The following is a 16,185-nucleotide window of genomic DNA, read 5'->3' on the forward strand; positions in this document are numbered from 1 at the left end:
GATGTATATGTTAAAAAACAGAATATTATTGTTGTAAAAATACACAGCAGAGCTTTCCAGAAATTAAATTCTGGATTTCATTATTGTTTAATTTATAGTAATTCCACTTACCGATTCGATCCATTAAAATCAACTCTGCATCTAATAGTATTTTCAAATGGTAAGAAAGCTTAGATTGAGGCAAATCAAGAAGGTCAGTCAATTCACAAACGCAAACCTTCCCTTTTTTGTTTAATTCATGGATTATTTTTAACCGATTCTTATCGGAGAGAGCATTGAATTTTTGCTCGTATTTACTGAGCATTGCATCATCAATAGTTGAATGGTTCAATGATTTCACCTTCTCATACAAATCAATTTTATTTGATGGTAAAATTGTAGCATTTAAAAGCCGAGAAGCAAACTCTCGGCTTAGCATATATTTATTCTCCAGTTTCAGCGAACTTCTTGATGCGTTCTCCAATTTGATCCCGGACATTTTGAAATACAGCCCATTTTTCAGTATCCGTTCCTTGTGCTTTTGCCGGATCATCAAATCCCCAATGTTCACGACGCACGGTTGGAGGAGTAATTGGACATTTATCTGCCGCATCCCCACACAAGGTAACTACTAAATCTGCACTGTTTAGTATTGGGTGGTCGATTATATCGGATGTTTGTTGGGAAATATCTATCCCTACTTCATTCATAGCTTTGACGGCATTCGGATTCAGCCCATGGGCTTCAATGCCAGCGCTATAGACATTCCAGTTGTCTCCTAAGTGTTTTTTTGCCCATCCTTCGGCCATTTGGCTGCGGCATGAGTTTCCTGTGCATAAGAAATAAATCGTCTTTTTTTCCATTGTCATCTAGTCTCCTTTATTCTCTGATAATGATGAATCAAAATATTTTCTTTTGATATGTAGCGAAACATTAACCAGTGCGATTAAGACTGGAACTTCAACTAAGGGCCCAATAACCGCGGCAAATGCTACACCTGATTCCAATCCAAACACGCCAATCGTAACTGCAATTGCTAGTTCAAAGTTATTACTAGCTGCGGTAAATGACAGAGACGAAGCTACCGGATAAGATGTGCCTGATTTTTTTGATATCAAGAATGACAACAAAAACATCACGACAAAATATATGACCATGGGAATTGCTATTCTAACGACATCAAGTGGCAAGGTAATAATCAGATCGGCTTTAAGTGAAAACATTAAGACGATAGTAAATAACAATGCAATTAAGGCTAATGGGCTGATTTTTGGAATGAACACCTTCTCATACCACTCTTTTCCCTTGACTTTGATACCTATAATTCGCGACAACAATCCGGCAAGAAATGGAATACCCAGATAAACCAAAACACTTTCGGCTATTTGCCCCATGGATATATCCACTTCAGCGCCTTGAACACCAAACCACCCAGGTAGGACAGTAATAAAAACATAAGTAAATACAGAGTAAAACAAAATTTGAAAGATGGAATTAAAAGCGACAAGACCTGCAGTATATTCAGGATCCCCTTTTGCTAAGTCACTCCATACCAGTACCATTGCAATACATCTCGCAAGGCCGATCATGATCAATCCGATCATATATTCAGGCATATCACTCAAAAAAAGAATGGCTAACAAAAACATTAAAATCGGTCCAATAATCCAGTTTTGGACTAGGGACAGCAAAAGAACTTTCCAATCCTTGAAAACTCGCCCTAGTTTTTCGTACTTTACTTTAGCTAGGGGTGGATACATCATTACGATTAGTCCGATGGCTATTGGGATTGAGGTTGTTCCGACCTGCATTTTAGATAAAACTTCGGAGAAATTAGGAATTAAAGTACCCAGTATCAGGCCAACACCCATGGCTCCAAAAATCCAAAAAGTCAAATAACGATCCAGAAAGGATAACCTTTTTGTTGATCCTTGACTCATTTCGCTACGCTCCCCATCATTCAGTATCATTGTTGCATTATAATTAAATTATACATACATTATTATATAAGTAAATAATTATATGTTTATGTAACTTTCATCAACGATTCATCATTGCATCCTTAACGACATATAAGCCCCGTTCGAAAAACGACGGGGATCTTAGACGAGTAATTAAATTTTGGACCAATTTAACGCGTAAAAAGCAACATTAATCGCAAACTGATTCCTGATTATCAAGCCATTCAATTTTAGAAGATTGGGACGGTATGTGACTAAGAATTTCATTTACAAATGGCTTATCATCGATTGTTAAGGCATAGTAAGTCCACTTACCTCTTCGACTTTCACTCACCAGTCCCCCAGCTTTCATTTTACGAAGGTGCTGACTTATACTTGGTTGAGACATTTGCAGCATATCTACAATATTACAGACGCATAATTCTCTCTCTTTTAGTAACGAAAGAATGGTAAGTCTTGTTTTATCGCTAAGAAGTTTAAATGTCTCTGCCATAGTGTCCAATGTATCCATCTGGTCACCTCCAATTATGTAATTATATGCTTATATAATTGATTATAATATAACCTTATTATTTTATACAATTTCCCCAATTGAGTCATCGTTCTTATGCATTATCGTTCGGAATTAGCTCATAAAGGTCACGAATTTCACAACCAATGGAGTCGGCAATCGATATGGCCATTTTGAGCGGCATCACTCTTTTGTTTTCAATAAAGTCGTAAACTCGTTCCGGTTTTATTAGTAAGTCTTTTGCCAGACATTCCGCTGACTTTCCGGATTCCATTAATCGTTCATTCAGTAAGCAACGTCCAAGTTCGAATTTCATGAAGCGCTGACCTCCCATATAGGAAACTTAACCTAAAGCTTTGTCCATTGCCGGCATGAATATACTTCATAACTAACGATGAAGTTCCCCATACGTCTCTCCACCGTTTCTTAAATTGCAATCTTCTGTTTATTCACGAGTTACTACATACATAAAATTTAGCAATTATATAGCTGTTTCTGTATATGCTCAACAAATTTCCCTACATGAAAGCCATCTATAAAAGAGTGGTGCACTTGAATAGAAAATGGAAGTGATATTTTCCCGTCTTTCTCATAGAATTTCCCCCAATCAAACATAGGATTGGATTTATCACTTTTCCCTGCAAATGTATGAGAAAAATGTGTAAACTGGATCCATGGTAAGGATGAAAATTGGTATACATCATTTGCAACTGGTCCTGTAATATACTCCTTTTGATTTGCTATGGTTTCTTTTGCAAGTTCAATATAATCTTCTATGTCATCAATCATTGGAACATTTACGACCTTAAACAGTTCTGTTTCCGTATTTAAGTAAGTAAAAGAAGTGTGAATAGTATCATATATAACAACCTCATCATTTAGAAAACGATATCGAAATTCTTCAATATCACTGGCGCACTTCGTTACAGTATGTATAAAGGCCAAAGAAAAAGACCATTTATTCTCCTTTACCTTTTTTATGAAATCAGTAATGTCCAGTTCCAGACACACATTATATTGTGGTTGGAGTGCATTCCTAAATATCTCACAATGAAGTTTTCGTTTCCAAGTAGATGTATCGATTATTTTGTATAAGTTATCTGTCATAATGAATTCGCTCCCGTTTCTATAAACTTTATTCAAATTATATGTAAGCTATCTCTGCATATCAATAATGAACGTTACTTACACCAGAATGAATATAGTAGCAGGTCCGCGGCAGAGTTGATGTATAATTTCAATAGCGTGTTATTTGCTTCTATTTATCAATGAATCGAGGGATCAGATATGAAGCTTCAGTCGCTGTATGATGAATATATTAATATAAAATTCAATAGAAAATTAGCACCCGTTCACACGGACTGCTTCGAGTATGGCTTATGTGAAGATGAGAGTTCAGAGCTGTTCTTGATCGGCAATGAGAAAGAATCGTTTAGCGGGTGGATCTCTGAATTACAACCGAGGGACCCCAATTACACGGCAAATCCTGACTGGAAACCCGTACTAACGAAGAGCTTTACTCAGTTAAATGTATACGATGAGCTAATCTTCTACTACCTGTTGTTTACGATGAATGCGACAACGTCAATTATGAAGATCAACCCATACAATGCTATGAATGACTTTATGAAGAGTTATTCTTTTTTTCAGTTATCCCAATTGACTGGTGTCACCGCATTAAATGAAGAACAACAAGCTGAGCTTAGAGACTTTTTCTTCTTTTTCTATCTCTATACGCATCCGGTTAATGAGGAAACCCTCAACTCCTTTTCATTTCGTGAGCAGGGCTTAATTCATACGAGCACAGGGATCAGGGTGAAACACTATTTTTCTGAATTTCATGATTACTACCGAGACCATTTCGACAAGTATAAGGATCAGATCGGCATTTCCCCTCGGGAAATCGTTTTGTGCAAAAGTTTAACGATGGAGCTGCTACGAATTATCGAGGGAAAATCCAAGCTGGTCATGCCGCCGGAAGAAGGTTTGGAGGATGTATTACAGCTCATCAACAACGTTGATCAACTGATATATAAGAATCTGGATAATAAATCAGAGGTTTATAAAATAATGGAGGATTATTTATCTGTTAAGCGACCTAGCCCTTATCAAGATCATTGCTTTAGAATGCTGTTGCAGAATTATGTCACGTATATCCTTTTCTTTAACTTTGATGAACTTAATGAGCTGGTGGATTACTTCAACCATACTCCGTCCTTTTGCGAAAAAATCATCAATACCATTTTTACCGATGCCATCTTTATTCAGAAGATTCTACGGCAACGTCGTATCGGCATAACCAAGTATAAAAAGATAACTGATTATTTCAACGAGGAAGCAAAGAGTATTTATTTGTAGTCAGGCATGGCGGGACTCGTAAACCTCTTGGCCAAAATCCGAACAGAACTTCATAGTGCGCTACTGATAATAGATCTCTTTCTGCTTCCACATACCATTTTCGTATTCTATAACGGCTCTTAATTCCACGTTTACATGTTCTCCCCAATACCCCATTGTGATAGAGTTTTCAAGAATTGAAATCCACTCGAGCGTCACCATATATTTTTCTATTCCGTAATTACTTTTTTCATAAGTTTCCTTACAAAAAAGCTGCACTTCATTATCAAAATCGTCCAGTTTAGATAAAAAAGTTTCAAATATTTGGTGTGAGATACTTTGGATCCCGTCAACTTCTATAGACCAATCCGAAGTTGCGGATTCCAATACTATTACCTCTTTTGATTTATCGGCTTTTTCCCATTCCGCCAAAACTTCATTAATGGAGAATCTATTGAATTTAATCAACAGGTTTCGATTTGTCATTGTGCTGATGCCACTTCCTTTATCTTGACGACTTAAACTTCTCTTTATCTTATTGAACCATTAGGTTTAAACCGTCAATCCTCGGATATAGTTATGATTCAGAAAGTATTCATACGGGGAGATTTCTTTAATAAGTTTCGAAGGTTTATCATTACAATTCTTGCAGCCCGATCTATACCCTCCTGAACAACTACATCTGAGGATTTCGCTTTCATCATAATACGATCTAAACAAAACATCTTTACAGTGATCGCAAACAAGACCGACTGCATCCAAAAAACCACTCATTCCAGTTAATGATTTGATTTGAACCCTTGTAGAGGAGGTTTCTGGTTCATCTAGTTGTAATTGAAGTAAATGGATTAGCTCTGAGATTGGATCTTGGATCATAAATCCCCCACCACTTTTTATAACAGCTTCTGTAAATCATACTCTTTCAATTTTGATTCAACGTATTCCCAAGCACTCGAAAGGTCCCTAAATACCTAACCAATTTCATTTAAAGCTTTAGTACTGTTAATCCCTACAATTAGGGTTCTAATCGCTTCCTCAGATTTATCACCGACTATTAATGCAACGGGAAAGGGTTTATCTCTGTATTTGTAGCTGCCAATATAAAATACATCTTCCAGTTGATCTCCCCACTCGTAAGACAAATCACTTAAATCCAGTATTAGTCCGCCAGGATTCCAAGCTTCTAAAACTGCTTCACCCATGGCTCTCATATATTTTGCGTCTGAATTACCTGCCGAACCAAATCCATACTCCCCAATAAACTTAAGTATCATAATTTTGAGATAATTGACTTCATTAGAGCTACCAATATGAACTTCGTATTCAATTTCGCTCAAATCTTCTAACTTTTTTTGATTTGTGGATATATTCATGATACTCCTCCAAATGATGTCCTCATTTCATATAATTGCGAAATCGTTTCGTCAAGTCTGTCTTTAATGAGAATTGCATTAGCATATCGAGCTGGAACACCTTCGTAGCCGTAATAAATACCTGCCAACCCTCCGGCAATAGCACCAATGGTATCAGAGTCTCCCCCTAGATTTGCCGCCTTCTGCACGACTTCTTCGAAACTGGAAGTATGAAGCAGGATATGCAGCACCCACCGAAAAGTATGTACGATGAAACCGCTTGGCGGACAATCCGGCAGCGCTTCTAAATGTTCTTCGTATTCACTTCTTGCAACCTCTGCCTTTATTGACGTTCTTAAATCCTCCCCTTGCAGTAGACGGTGAGCGATTCGGTTGTACATGACGCAGACTCCGGCACATCTGGGATCATAATGCGTCATTCTGGACTGCATGGTCGTCACTCGTTCAACGTCAGCCAGCTCCTCATAAGCCAGCGCCACCGGCAGGCATCGCATGAGCGAGCCATTCCCGCCGCTTTGTCCCATGTCCATGTGAGCAATAAAAGCGGCTTCAAACCAGTCTCCTTGATATTTTTCAAAAACATGGCGAATGATGTTTCCGATATCTTTAGGCCGGGATTGGTACCATTCCATAAAATAATGCCCGATCGCTTCCCGAAGGTCCTCCGGATTTTCGAGGATCCCGTCGGCTACGCAAAGCGTCATCATCGTATCATCGGTTACTTCTCCCGGTTCCAGGTTCCATACCCCGCCGCCGATGATTTCCGTCAAATAGCCATACTGGGCCTTAATCTCCCATTCGTTCATAAATTCAGTTGTTCCGCCAAGCGCGTCTCCTACAGCGACACCATACATTCCGCCCTTGATGCGGTCCATCAACTTATTGTCCATTCCAATCCCTCCATCAACTTCCAATAACTTCAACACGGGCAAGAAGTACCCACTGATTTACTTCATCGTATCCGGAAACTTCGGCGATCACACGAGAGCGTGGATACATCAACTCAGCAGGGGTTACAGATTTCAGAGCGGATGTGTCCGTTATACCTACGGCCTGAGGTTCCAGTAAGTTAATCAAGGTACCTTGTGGAAAAAAGGCTTCTATACATCCTTCCACCCGAGTTCCAACCGGAAACAGACTCTGGGTTCGATGCCAGTCTTCCATACCGATTTGAAGCTGCTCGTTCCAAAGTTCCTCGAATTCCGCCTGGCTTATTTCCTTGTAATAGGATTCCTGCGCATCTAGTGGATGTTCTGCCAGCATGAAATGATAGTGATCATGTCTTCGATTCGATGTGATACAGCTATCGTCATCCTGATAAACCATCTGTCTGTATGCTACACCGTTGTCATCAATTTCAAAATACCAGGTTCCCATTCCAGGCTCCTGGATATCTTTTAAATATTTCAAAACAGTCACTCCAATCAGATGAGAAAATTCTGCTTCAGTAGGTGGAACTTTCAATCCTGAAATCTGAATGGATATCAAATTCCGCTGACCCCTTACTCTCTGTTTTTCGCAAAACAAACTCAAAGGTGGGTTCATAATATGAATCCTGCAAAGTTTCTCCGCCTAATATCTCTATGCTGTACCAGCCGTTTTCAATTTCAATCATTGGCTTATTGTATTGTCGGTAATGATTAAGTAAAGCGTTGACTCTTTCGTTCGTGAATTGTTCTAATATTCGCCAAGTAAATAGTATGAGGATGTTGTTTTCAACTTGAAGCGAATAGCCGTCTCGTCTGAATTGTAAACGACTGTCTTTTTTCAACAATTCCGGGGTATCCCCGGAAAGATTAAATATAATGGTATATGGATAGTTCTCAATCCCTACCATGGGAAGGATAATACCATCAAGCACAACCTGGTCGCCGCTCTCGTTAGTTGTAAACTCCATTGCTAAATCATCTGAAAGACTATGGGCTTGTTTCCAGCTTTCCAGCCGCAAAATATCTCCGACAATGAAATAATTGATAAGGTCATTCAGCACTTCGTTAAATTTGTAGATCATAATTTTACCTCAATTTCAATCTCTTGATCTGCATTCAACCTATTAAAATGACTTATTAAGGAGTTATATCCTTTTTCATCGATACCATATTCAATGTCTATTGAATCATTTACGCCATGTGATCTTGCGGTCTCTTCCGATAAAAAGATGGAAATTAATTTTCGACGAATTATGATCCTTAATATCCCCCCGTACTGGGATCTATTTTCACTATTAAGCGTAATATGAATTTTATTTAGGAGGGGGTTGTCCTCTATATATAAAGATTTTTGAAATAAAACATATTCTTTGGTTTCAAATTCATCATCTGCAAATCCAATTAGTATAGTCTCATCCTCAATACCACAATATACAAATGATGCTTTTAGTAAGATTGACATTTATTACTCCTTTCTCATTGATGAATTCCTGGTGACCCCTTAACTCGAATATAGGGAGCAATACGTGTTTGCAAAGTTGCCTGCGAGGAGATCCTCTTTTCGAATAAAAAACTGCAATTCTCCAGCGTCCCACCAGCAGAATCCCACGTCCTGATCGGAATCTAGCGCTAGCAATAACAACGTATCCTGCACTTCCTGCTTCGCTCGATCGGAATCTCCCTTGAAATGATCCGTGATCGTCTTCAACGCCGATTCCATGGAATAGTTATACTTTTGGCCGGTCAACAGATGAAGTGCCGCTTCGTATTCGCAATCTCCGTGCTGGGTTGAGGGATAACCGAACATCAGGGCCAGATCGTTTGAATTCTCATCGTTCAATTCGAAGCATAGCTCCTCATATAGTTCATAGTCATGCTCATCGTCTTCTATGATGTCATAATCTACATAACCATAATTAGGAGGTTCCATCGTGGATCTGGCACTTACCCGATAACCGGTAAACTCACCCTCAAGAGCTGTCTCTTCTGGTGAATGGTAACGTTTAGCTTCCTGAAGCTTCTCTTCCGGCAAAAATATTACCTTGTGCTCGATTCCATAGGCGGGTTCATCCACCCCTACGAAAAAGTACAGCATGCCTTTTGCTGGCAATAGTGTTGATACATCATGAGGTACCAATTCATTTAAACGAAGCTGAGCCAAGAACGTCATCGGAGTACCGTCAGAATTCACCGGCCATTCTACGATAGCAGGCAAATCCGGATCGCCTCCTATACGGGAAAGGCATGTTTCGTTGTAGGTTTCAATCTCTTTCTTGGATAAGCGAATACCTTGGCGTATAGACTCTTTAAAATAATCCATGGCATGTTCGAACTGGTATTCGTGAACGACCCGCTCAAGTTTATTCTGATGATTTTCAGTTAGCAATTCTTACACTCTCCTTTTACGACCCAATATAAAGTTTGTTTTCCGCAAAGACGGCTGAGTATCCTAATCGATACAACTCAAAATATGGTGCGAACGGATCTCCTTTGAGCCCATAACGATGCCATTGGAGATAATAGGAAATCCAGTAATCGCAGGCAATCGAGTAATACGCCTCGTCCAATATTTCGATGGATCCATGAGGCAGCATTTGAACCATTTCATAAATACGTAAACAAGAATCTTGCATAAGAAGGTTTATTCATATGTACCTCTCCTCTTTCGCTGATCGAGTCATTTCTAATCATATCCTAAGCAGGCATCATTTCTCAAATCAGCAAATAAAACAAAAAGAACCGCGTTGTTCGCGGCTCTTCAGGCATCTCGCCTCCGGTAAAATATACTAGCTACTATAATAAAGAGCAGGGTCCATAACATTAAAATACCTGTACCTTGCAACGCTGTAAGGACATTTACTTCTTCAGATGAAAGCGGCATATACATATAAGATCCTGCCGTATCCGGAAGATACCTTTTCAACCCAGGCAGAAGGTCTCTCGTCAAAGGACTGACCACAAAATAATAACCAAGCAATATCACTAAAGCAGGTGTAGTTCGTCTGATTAAAGCTCCCATAGCTGCACTGAGAAGTGTGGTTAAGGTTAGATAGCCTGTCGCACCTGCTATTGCTGCTAACATGGTGTCTATTTCAAGCCCTGTTGCTGTGTCTCTCATTCTTATAAAAGTATAAAACACACCGGATGCAGCGATTATAAACGCAGCGGGAATGGTTACGATTGCCAAGGCTAAATGCTTCAAGGATAATTGCAGCCCACGCCAAGGTACGGTAGTTAAAGTTGTTCGAATCTGTCCGCCGGTATACTCCGAACAAGCAGCTAAGATTCCCAGAATAATAAATCCTGCTTGAAGATATCCCATAGAAGCAAGACCTATATTCAATATACTTTGCGTCCCTGCTGTCTCTTGCAGACCAACCGAAGTAAATGCTGCGGCTAAAAATAAATTGAGAATGAAAGTGCCTATAAGCGTGAGCCACGTCAAAGGTAGTGTAATTAATTTGCCTAGTTCAGCACCAAGAATTAGAGTTATCTTTTTACTTGAAGGAACCCTCATGCCGCAACGTCCCTCCTATGAAATACAATAGCTGCAACAATGAAAAGGACAAATACCCAGGCAAACATGACTAAACCGCCTGTGAAGGGGGTGAGAAACCTGTCGCTAGTAAACATAAACATTTCAATACCAACCCGATCCGGTAAGTATAACGCCAACTTCGTAACCTTAGAAAGCAGGAAACTGAATGATACAACGGAGGTATTTATGATCAGCACAGCAAGTGGAATAATGCCGTTCCTAGTCAGAACAGTAATCCCAAATGCCAAAAGTGCGGTAAATGTCCAGTAACAAACTGCACCGATCAGTTTGGACACTTCAAATGCAGGGGTGTACTCACCAAGAACGAAATGAGTGGCTGAAATAGTGGTCATAATAGCAACAACACTAAGCAGTATGCTGGTCACGGTCACAGCGCAAGCTTTGGCCAGCAATAAATGAAACCTTGATGAAACAACCGTTAAGCTTGTTGTAATCTGTTGTCCTCCACCTGATTCACTGCTCTCTGTCAAATACTCACTGCTGACGGCAAGCACTCCGAGAATAATGACACCTTGCACACCAAGAGCTAATCCGATATATCCAACTTCCGATAGCCGTGTGCTGACTCCAGCAAGGATCTCTTCTTTTTGTGCCATACTTTCCAAGGCAGATATAGCCGCCGGGGCAATTGCTCCAATAAGATAGGCAAGCCAAATGCCCGGCAGAGAGAACAATTTAGATAGTTCCGCGTTGAACGCCCTCATACCGTGTCACCCGCTTTCTCAGATGTCAGGGCAAAAAAGGCTTCCTCCAGCGAAGAATGGTTACCTATTACTTGTTCCAGGGTTCCGTCGGCAACGATTTTTCCATGCTTAATAATCACCACGTCATCAACCGTCTCCGCAAGCTCTCCCATTAGATGACTGGATAGTAACACCGTATTCCCGGATTCGGCACGTTCACGTAAAAATGTCCGAATAAATCGAATTCCTTCCGGGTCGAGTCCATTTACGGGTTCATCTAAAACCAGTATTTGGGGATCACCCAGAAGCGCAGCCGCCATTCCAAGTCTCTTCCCCATACCCAGGGAATACTTCCCTACTTTTTGACCCGCTGCATCAGTAAGACCTACGATTTCCAAAACTTCCTCGACACGTGAGTTAGGCAAACCTGCGGCACGAGCAATCCATCGTAAATGAGCTCGTCCTGTCCGCTTACGATGTGCTCCTGATCCATCAAGTGAGGCGCCTACGGTAGCTAGAGGATTATGTAATTCTGCGAATGGCTTGCCATTAATGAGTGCACTCCCTGAGGTGGCGCGATCCAATCCAAGCAGGATGCGAAGCGTAGAGCTTTTACCTGCCCCATTCGGACCTAAAAAACCAGTCACTCTACCAGGTCTAGCCTTAAAGCTGATGCCCGATAAGATTTCATGAGTTCCGCGATGTTTGACCAAGTTATTAATTTCAAGCAACCATAACACTTCCTTTCTGTTATGGTTCCAATTATAGAGATGCAAAGTAACATTACAGCTATCCTGTCGTTTACTTCTGGTTTACCTTTAGGTTAAGCTCTGCCGATAGCTACGTTTGTGCCATCTTCATTGGATGTAAAGTCAGCATTCAGATTCATTTTATTTAACATATAATCGCAAGTTGATAAACCAATCCCCGCTCCACCCCCATGGGAAGATTTGTTCAGACCAGGACCTCGGTCCGCAATAATAACTAGTTCTCTTTTTACATCCACCGCAATGTGTGCGTATTTCCCCTCTGCTGCATGGCGAACAATATTCTGAAACAAATTATCCAGAACCCTTGTCATCCATTTCGGATCTGCTTCCCAATAAAAAGTTTCGTCAGCCGGTAAATCCACATCAAGCTGAATTCCATGTTCTTCAAATACGGGATACCACGCAGCAACGGCTGCCCTTACTAAACGTCCAATATCCGTTGAAACGGGCTCAAAAGGATGTTTCCCTGAGGTAAGCAAGGTATAGGAAAGTAGATCATCCATTAGGTCTCCGACCCTTGTGATCGTATGGTTGATCTCTGTTAATGAGTGTTGACCTTCTACACTTATGGGTTCTTTGTTTAATCTGGTGACATGTCCTCTCATAATAGTAAGCGGCGTTCGCAGGTCGTGAGATAAATTTGCAATGAGTCGATGTCTCAGTAATTCCTCTTCATATGCTTGCTTGCGGCTTCCCTCCAACTGCTGAATCATCCAATTAAAAGAGCTCCCTAACTGGTCTATCTCATCCATGCGATCCGCTTGAACAGATATGGGTTTAGGAAAGGAGTTAGTTATTGCTGAAGATGACATGACTTCCTGCAAACTGGCGAGACGCTTTTGAAGTTTCAAGAAAAACAGCCAAGATAAGACCACAAATGCAACAATAATAAAAACAAACAATAGAACAGTAACGTAAAACAAATGTAACGTATTTACATTATTTTCATGGATATCAGAAACCCCAAAAAATGCACTGATGAAAATAAGCAGAATAGGAGGAAGAAAGATAAATAGAAAATGTACTTTTAGGAAACGGTGAAATAAGGATCTGTTTTGCTTCATATTTTCACCCGATAGCCTATTCCCTTCAACGTTTCAATGATCTCCGGGGAATCGGGATGACGTTCCAGCTTTTGACGCAGCCGGTGGATGTGCACCATTAATGTCTTATCACCGGTTATGTATGCTTCTTCCCAAATGGCTTCATAGATTTGTTCTTTTGTTAAAACTTGATTCGGGTGGCGCAGGAAATACATTAGTATTTGATGCTGTTTCCCCGTCAATATAATTTCTTCTCCTGTCTCTTTGTCAAATATCATTTGACCTTCCGGATCTACTTCAATCTGATTTCCTAATGAAATTCGTTCGGAATGTGTACCACCTTTTCTACGGATTAATACTTCTAATCTTGCAACCAATTCATCCGTATGGAAGGGTTTCGTTACATAGTCATCAGCAAATTGTAATCCGTCTACCTTATCATCGATCGATGTTCGAGCAGATAACAGCAAGATAGGAACATCTGGAGCCGCCTTTTTTAAACGTTTTCCCACCGTAAAACCGTCTAATCCAGGTAACATGATATCCAAAATAACGACTTCATGACGATTTACTTCTCTTTCGGCACCTTCACCGGTAAGCAGCCATTGTACTGAAAACCCTCGCTGTTCCAATTCTTCTTTTAGCAGGCTGCCTATCTTCTCATTATCTTCAATATATAACACGCTTCTTTTCAAGTAACATCCCTCTCTCTAAATCGGGTTCTCTATTAGACAGAGTAACACATACAACTTAAAAAATGGTTTGCCTCTAAGATTATTTTAATTTGAGCCAACCTCAGCTTTATACAATAAAAAACCAATGAGCTTGAACTCATTGGTTTTAATTTGGATAGCATAATGCTTATAAGTGCTTATCTTTGAATCGAACCCTTCCATGACATAATTCCGCCTCGTAAATCTGCTACATTGGAATAACCATGTCGCCCAAGAACCTTTGCGGCCTGTTTGCTTCGCATGCCGCTCTGACAGTAGACCAAAACCGCCCGATCTTTGGGAATTTCGCTCATACGCTGCTGTAGCTGACTCAGTGGGATATTGACCGCGCCTTTAATATGACCGCGCTTATATTCATGAGCCTCCCGGACGTCGATCACCTTACTCCCCTTTGTTTCACTTTGAAACTGATCCGCAGTCAGGGTTCGCAAACCTTTCACTGGAGCAAACTGTTTATAGAGCATCCAAATTACAAATATCAATAGTACTGAATAAAGTAGATAATTCATTCTTCCTTCACCTCTAATCCCGAACCAATTTGTCAGTCCAGGCAAGGAGTCCTCCAGTCATATTGACGACTTTAAGTCCTTTATTACTTAATAGCTCGCATGCCATTCCGCTGCGATTTCCGCTTCGGCAAATTACGATAAATTCATGATCAGGATCCAGCTCGTCCAGTCTCATATCCAGTTGTCCTAAGGGGATATGTTTGGCTCCGGCAACATGACCTTCATTCCATTCGTCCTGTTCACGGACATCGAGAAGGTTCAATGCCTCACCCTTGTTGAGGCGACCCGCCACTTCTTCTGGTGTTGTTTCCTTGATAGTCATACTATATCCATCCTCCTGCTCATCTTATATATTTAATGCTATAAATTATCTGCTCTTAACAAGCAGTTCCACGGCTTCTTTGACTAGTTTAGCTGGATCAGGATTTCCGTTTGCTTGATCAGCCAAAATACATTGCTGGAGATTATCCGCCACGATTTGAGCAAGCGCTCTGTCGGAGGCGTTCCTGATGGCAGAGAGCTGGGCAACTACCTCCTTGCAGGGCTTACCTTCATCCATCAATCTAAGTACCCCTCGAACTTGTCCCTCTATTCTCCGTAAACGTGTTTTGATTTCATCCGGATAATTATATTCCATTGATACCATCTCCCCATTTTCGCAATACCTGTCTAGGGATAGTATAGAGTAAACAGATGAATTTTACACTTAGTCAGATAAACAGGATAGATGACCAGACCTTGATAGCTGTCAGGGCAATAAGGACAACCAGACCGTATCTCAGGAAAACCACATTCATTTTCGTGCTGATTTTAGATCCTAATGGAGCCCCGATCAAACTCCCGATGACGGTAAAAATCGTGGGCCAAATGGGGATGGCTCCCCCGGAAATTTTGCCTATCACACCGCCGGCAGCAGAAATAAATACTATAGCAAGCGATGAAGCAATTGTTGTACGTGTTGGAATATGGAGGACTGTCAGCATAATCGGTATAAGAATAAAAGCTCCCCCTGCGCCGACGATCCCGGATACAATTCCTACGAGAAATGCTGATATGACCGCAATAAAAGTGTTGAACTGAAGGTTTTCCCTAATTTCATCTGTTCCTTTACTTGGTATGAGCATCAGGATTACTGCAATTACGGCCAAAACCCCATATATCAAGTTAATAAGGTCCCCATCCAGCATACCCGACACAAACCCACCAATCAGGCTGCCTGTCAGGATACCGGCTCCCATATAAAGTACGAGTCTTTTATTAACTAAAGACAAAGACGTCTCTGTTTTGCTCTTTTTTCGGAATGCCAGTACTCCTGCAAGCGATGCGAAAAAAACCTGAATCATGCTGATTGACGAAACTTCGTGTGCGCTAAATTGAGCGGCGCCCAGCATAGGTGGTACATAAAGCAGCAGAGGAAAATTAATGATGGCTCCTCCAATTCCAAGCAATCCGGAAAAGAATGAACCGACCAAACCAAGCGCGATCATCGTGATCATTAGCAAGGTTTCCATCCTCCTCCTCCTTTCAGTTCAGCTCAGCTCGCTTTATTGGATTTCTAAACTTTTTTTACAAAGAACTTAAATACATTATTTTCTTCCTCATGTTTTAAGAGTTCATGCTTCGTTTGCTTCACCCATGCTTGAAAATCATTAACGGAGCCTTTATCTGTCGAATGAACTTCCATCACTTGACCTGGAAGGAGTCCGTCCAGCGCTTTTTTTGCTTTCACAATAGGCATCGGGCAGGCCATTCCTTTTGTATCTACTAAAATGTCTGTTTTCATAGTAATTCGGTTCC

At 40.6% G+C, this 16,185-nt stretch carries 24 protein-coding genes; 1 reads left to right on the plus strand and 23 read right to left on the minus strand.

What is annotated here, in order from left to right; all coding sequences use genetic code 11:
- Positions 1-25: 25 nt before the first annotated feature.
- The 6 genes from KJS57_RS13625 to KJS57_RS13650 all read right to left on the minus strand — a co-directional run bounded on the left by KJS57_RS13625 (position 26) and on the right by KJS57_RS13650 (position 3,558).
- Positions 26-304 carry an ArsR/SmtB family transcription factor gene (locus KJS57_RS13625; RefSeq protein ID WP_213655349.1) on the minus strand — a complete coding sequence of 93 codons (279 nt, stop codon included), beginning with the start codon at positions 302-304 and terminating at the stop codon, positions 26-28.
- A gap of 118 nt (positions 305-422) precedes the next feature.
- Complete coding sequence (gene arsC, locus KJS57_RS13630) at positions 423-842, minus strand: arsenate reductase (thioredoxin) (protein WP_213655214.1); 420 nt, start codon at positions 840-842, stop codon at positions 423-425.
- 6 nt (positions 843-848) lie between these two features.
- Positions 849-1,919 carry an ACR3 family arsenite efflux transporter gene (gene arsB, locus KJS57_RS13635; RefSeq protein WP_213655215.1) on the minus strand — a complete coding sequence of 357 codons (1,071 nt, stop codon included), beginning with the start codon at positions 1,917-1,919 and terminating at the stop codon, positions 849-851.
- 211 nt (positions 1,920-2,130) lie between these two features.
- The gene (locus KJS57_RS13640) at positions 2,131-2,451 is read right to left on the minus strand and encodes an ArsR/SmtB family transcription factor (RefSeq protein ID WP_211020508.1); all 321 of its coding nucleotides are present in this window, start codon (positions 2,449-2,451) and stop codon (positions 2,131-2,133) included.
- 94 nt (positions 2,452-2,545) lie between these two features.
- Positions 2,546-2,767, minus strand: a complete 222-nt coding sequence (locus tag KJS57_RS13645) for an XRE family transcriptional regulator (protein WP_213655216.1) — start codon at positions 2,765-2,767, stop codon at positions 2,546-2,548.
- A 158-nt stretch (positions 2,768-2,925) separates the two neighbouring features.
- Positions 2,926-3,558 (minus strand): chloramphenicol acetyltransferase, encoded by a 633-nt coding sequence (locus KJS57_RS13650; RefSeq protein ID WP_213655217.1) that lies wholly within the window; start codon positions 3,556-3,558, stop codon positions 2,926-2,928.
- Positions 3,559-3,738: 180 nt separating this feature from the next.
- Here KJS57_RS13650 and KJS57_RS13655 point away from each other — a divergent pair, with 180 nt between their 5' ends.
- The gene (locus KJS57_RS13655) at positions 3,739-4,809 is read left to right on the plus strand and encodes a hypothetical protein (RefSeq protein ID WP_213655218.1); all 1,071 of its coding nucleotides are present in this window, start codon (positions 3,739-3,741) and stop codon (positions 4,807-4,809) included.
- 60 nt (positions 4,810-4,869) lie between these two features.
- Here the strand turns inward: KJS57_RS13655 and KJS57_RS13660 are convergent, their stop codons facing one another.
- The 17 genes from KJS57_RS13660 to KJS57_RS13740 all read right to left on the minus strand — a co-directional run bounded on the left by KJS57_RS13660 (position 4,870) and on the right by KJS57_RS13740 (position 16,171).
- Positions 4,870-5,274: a hypothetical protein gene (locus tag KJS57_RS13660; protein WP_213655219.1), complete on the minus strand. Its 405-nt coding sequence runs from the start codon at positions 5,272-5,274 to the stop codon at positions 4,870-4,872.
- 485 nt (positions 5,275-5,759) lie between these two features.
- Positions 5,760-6,161, minus strand: a complete 402-nt coding sequence (locus KJS57_RS13665) for a hypothetical protein (protein ID WP_213655220.1) — start codon at positions 6,159-6,161, stop codon at positions 5,760-5,762.
- On the minus strand, positions 6,158-7,051 hold the full coding sequence (locus KJS57_RS13670; protein WP_213655221.1) for an ADP-ribosylglycohydrolase family protein: 894 nt from the start codon (positions 7,049-7,051) through the stop codon (positions 6,158-6,160). Before KJS57_RS13670 ends, KJS57_RS13665 begins: the two co-directional genes overlap by 4 nt.
- Before the next feature lie 13 nt (positions 7,052-7,064).
- Positions 7,065-7,649, minus strand: a complete 585-nt coding sequence (locus tag KJS57_RS13675) for a hypothetical protein (RefSeq protein WP_244861533.1) — start codon at positions 7,647-7,649, stop codon at positions 7,065-7,067.
- On the minus strand, positions 7,606-8,172 hold the full coding sequence (locus KJS57_RS13680; protein WP_244861535.1) for a hypothetical protein: 567 nt from the start codon (positions 8,170-8,172) through the stop codon (positions 7,606-7,608). Before KJS57_RS13680 ends, KJS57_RS13675 begins: the two co-directional genes overlap by 44 nt.
- Positions 8,169-8,552 (minus strand): Imm10 family immunity protein, encoded by a 384-nt coding sequence (locus tag KJS57_RS13685; protein ID WP_213655222.1) that lies wholly within the window; start codon positions 8,550-8,552, stop codon positions 8,169-8,171. Before KJS57_RS13685 ends, KJS57_RS13680 begins: the two co-directional genes overlap by 4 nt.
- 39 nt (positions 8,553-8,591) lie before the next feature.
- The gene (locus KJS57_RS13690; RefSeq protein ID WP_244861536.1) at positions 8,592-9,476 is read right to left on the minus strand and encodes a YwqG family protein; all 885 of its coding nucleotides are present in this window, start codon (positions 9,474-9,476) and stop codon (positions 8,592-8,594) included.
- 372 nt (positions 9,477-9,848) lie between these two features.
- A complete protein-coding gene (locus KJS57_RS13695; protein ID WP_213655223.1) occupies positions 9,849-10,607 on the minus strand; it encodes an ABC transporter permease in 759 nt (252 codons plus the stop codon).
- Complete coding sequence (locus KJS57_RS13700) at positions 10,604-11,353, minus strand: ABC transporter permease (protein ID WP_213655224.1); 750 nt, start codon at positions 11,351-11,353, stop codon at positions 10,604-10,606. Before KJS57_RS13700 ends, KJS57_RS13695 begins: the two co-directional genes overlap by 4 nt.
- Complete coding sequence (locus KJS57_RS13705) at positions 11,350-12,063, minus strand: ABC transporter ATP-binding protein (RefSeq protein ID WP_213655225.1); 714 nt, start codon at positions 12,061-12,063, stop codon at positions 11,350-11,352. Before KJS57_RS13705 ends, KJS57_RS13700 begins: the two co-directional genes overlap by 4 nt.
- A gap of 92 nt (positions 12,064-12,155) precedes the next feature.
- A complete protein-coding gene (locus KJS57_RS13710) occupies positions 12,156-13,166 on the minus strand; it encodes a HAMP domain-containing sensor histidine kinase (RefSeq protein WP_213655226.1) in 1,011 nt (336 codons plus the stop codon).
- Positions 13,163-13,840 (minus strand): response regulator transcription factor, encoded by a 678-nt coding sequence (locus KJS57_RS13715; RefSeq protein WP_213655227.1) that lies wholly within the window; start codon positions 13,838-13,840, stop codon positions 13,163-13,165. Before KJS57_RS13715 ends, KJS57_RS13710 begins: the two co-directional genes overlap by 4 nt.
- 176 nt (positions 13,841-14,016) lie before the next feature.
- Entirely contained in the window at positions 14,017-14,388 is a 372-nt protein-coding gene (locus tag KJS57_RS13720; RefSeq protein WP_213655228.1) for a rhodanese-like domain-containing protein, read from the minus strand.
- Between the two features lie 13 nt (positions 14,389-14,401).
- Positions 14,402-14,710, minus strand: a complete 309-nt coding sequence (locus tag KJS57_RS13725) for a rhodanese-like domain-containing protein (RefSeq protein WP_213655229.1) — start codon at positions 14,708-14,710, stop codon at positions 14,402-14,404.
- Positions 14,711-14,755: 45 nt separating this feature from the next.
- Entirely contained in the window at positions 14,756-15,025 is a 270-nt protein-coding gene (locus KJS57_RS13730; RefSeq protein ID WP_213655230.1) for a metal-sensitive transcriptional regulator, read from the minus strand.
- A 73-nt stretch (positions 15,026-15,098) separates the two neighbouring features.
- The gene (locus KJS57_RS13735; RefSeq protein WP_213655231.1) at positions 15,099-15,899 is read right to left on the minus strand and encodes a sulfite exporter TauE/SafE family protein; all 801 of its coding nucleotides are present in this window, start codon (positions 15,897-15,899) and stop codon (positions 15,099-15,101) included.
- A gap of 44 nt (positions 15,900-15,943) precedes the next feature.
- Positions 15,944-16,171: a sulfurtransferase TusA family protein gene (locus KJS57_RS13740; protein ID WP_211020492.1), complete on the minus strand. Its 228-nt coding sequence runs from the start codon at positions 16,169-16,171 to the stop codon at positions 15,944-15,946.
- Between the last annotated feature and the right edge of the window lie 14 nt (positions 16,172-16,185).

Origin of the sequence: Paenibacillus vini (assembly GCF_018403325.1) — a bacterium.
In the GTDB taxonomy this organism is placed as follows: Bacteria; Bacillota; Bacilli; order Paenibacillales; family Paenibacillaceae; genus Fontibacillus; species Fontibacillus vini.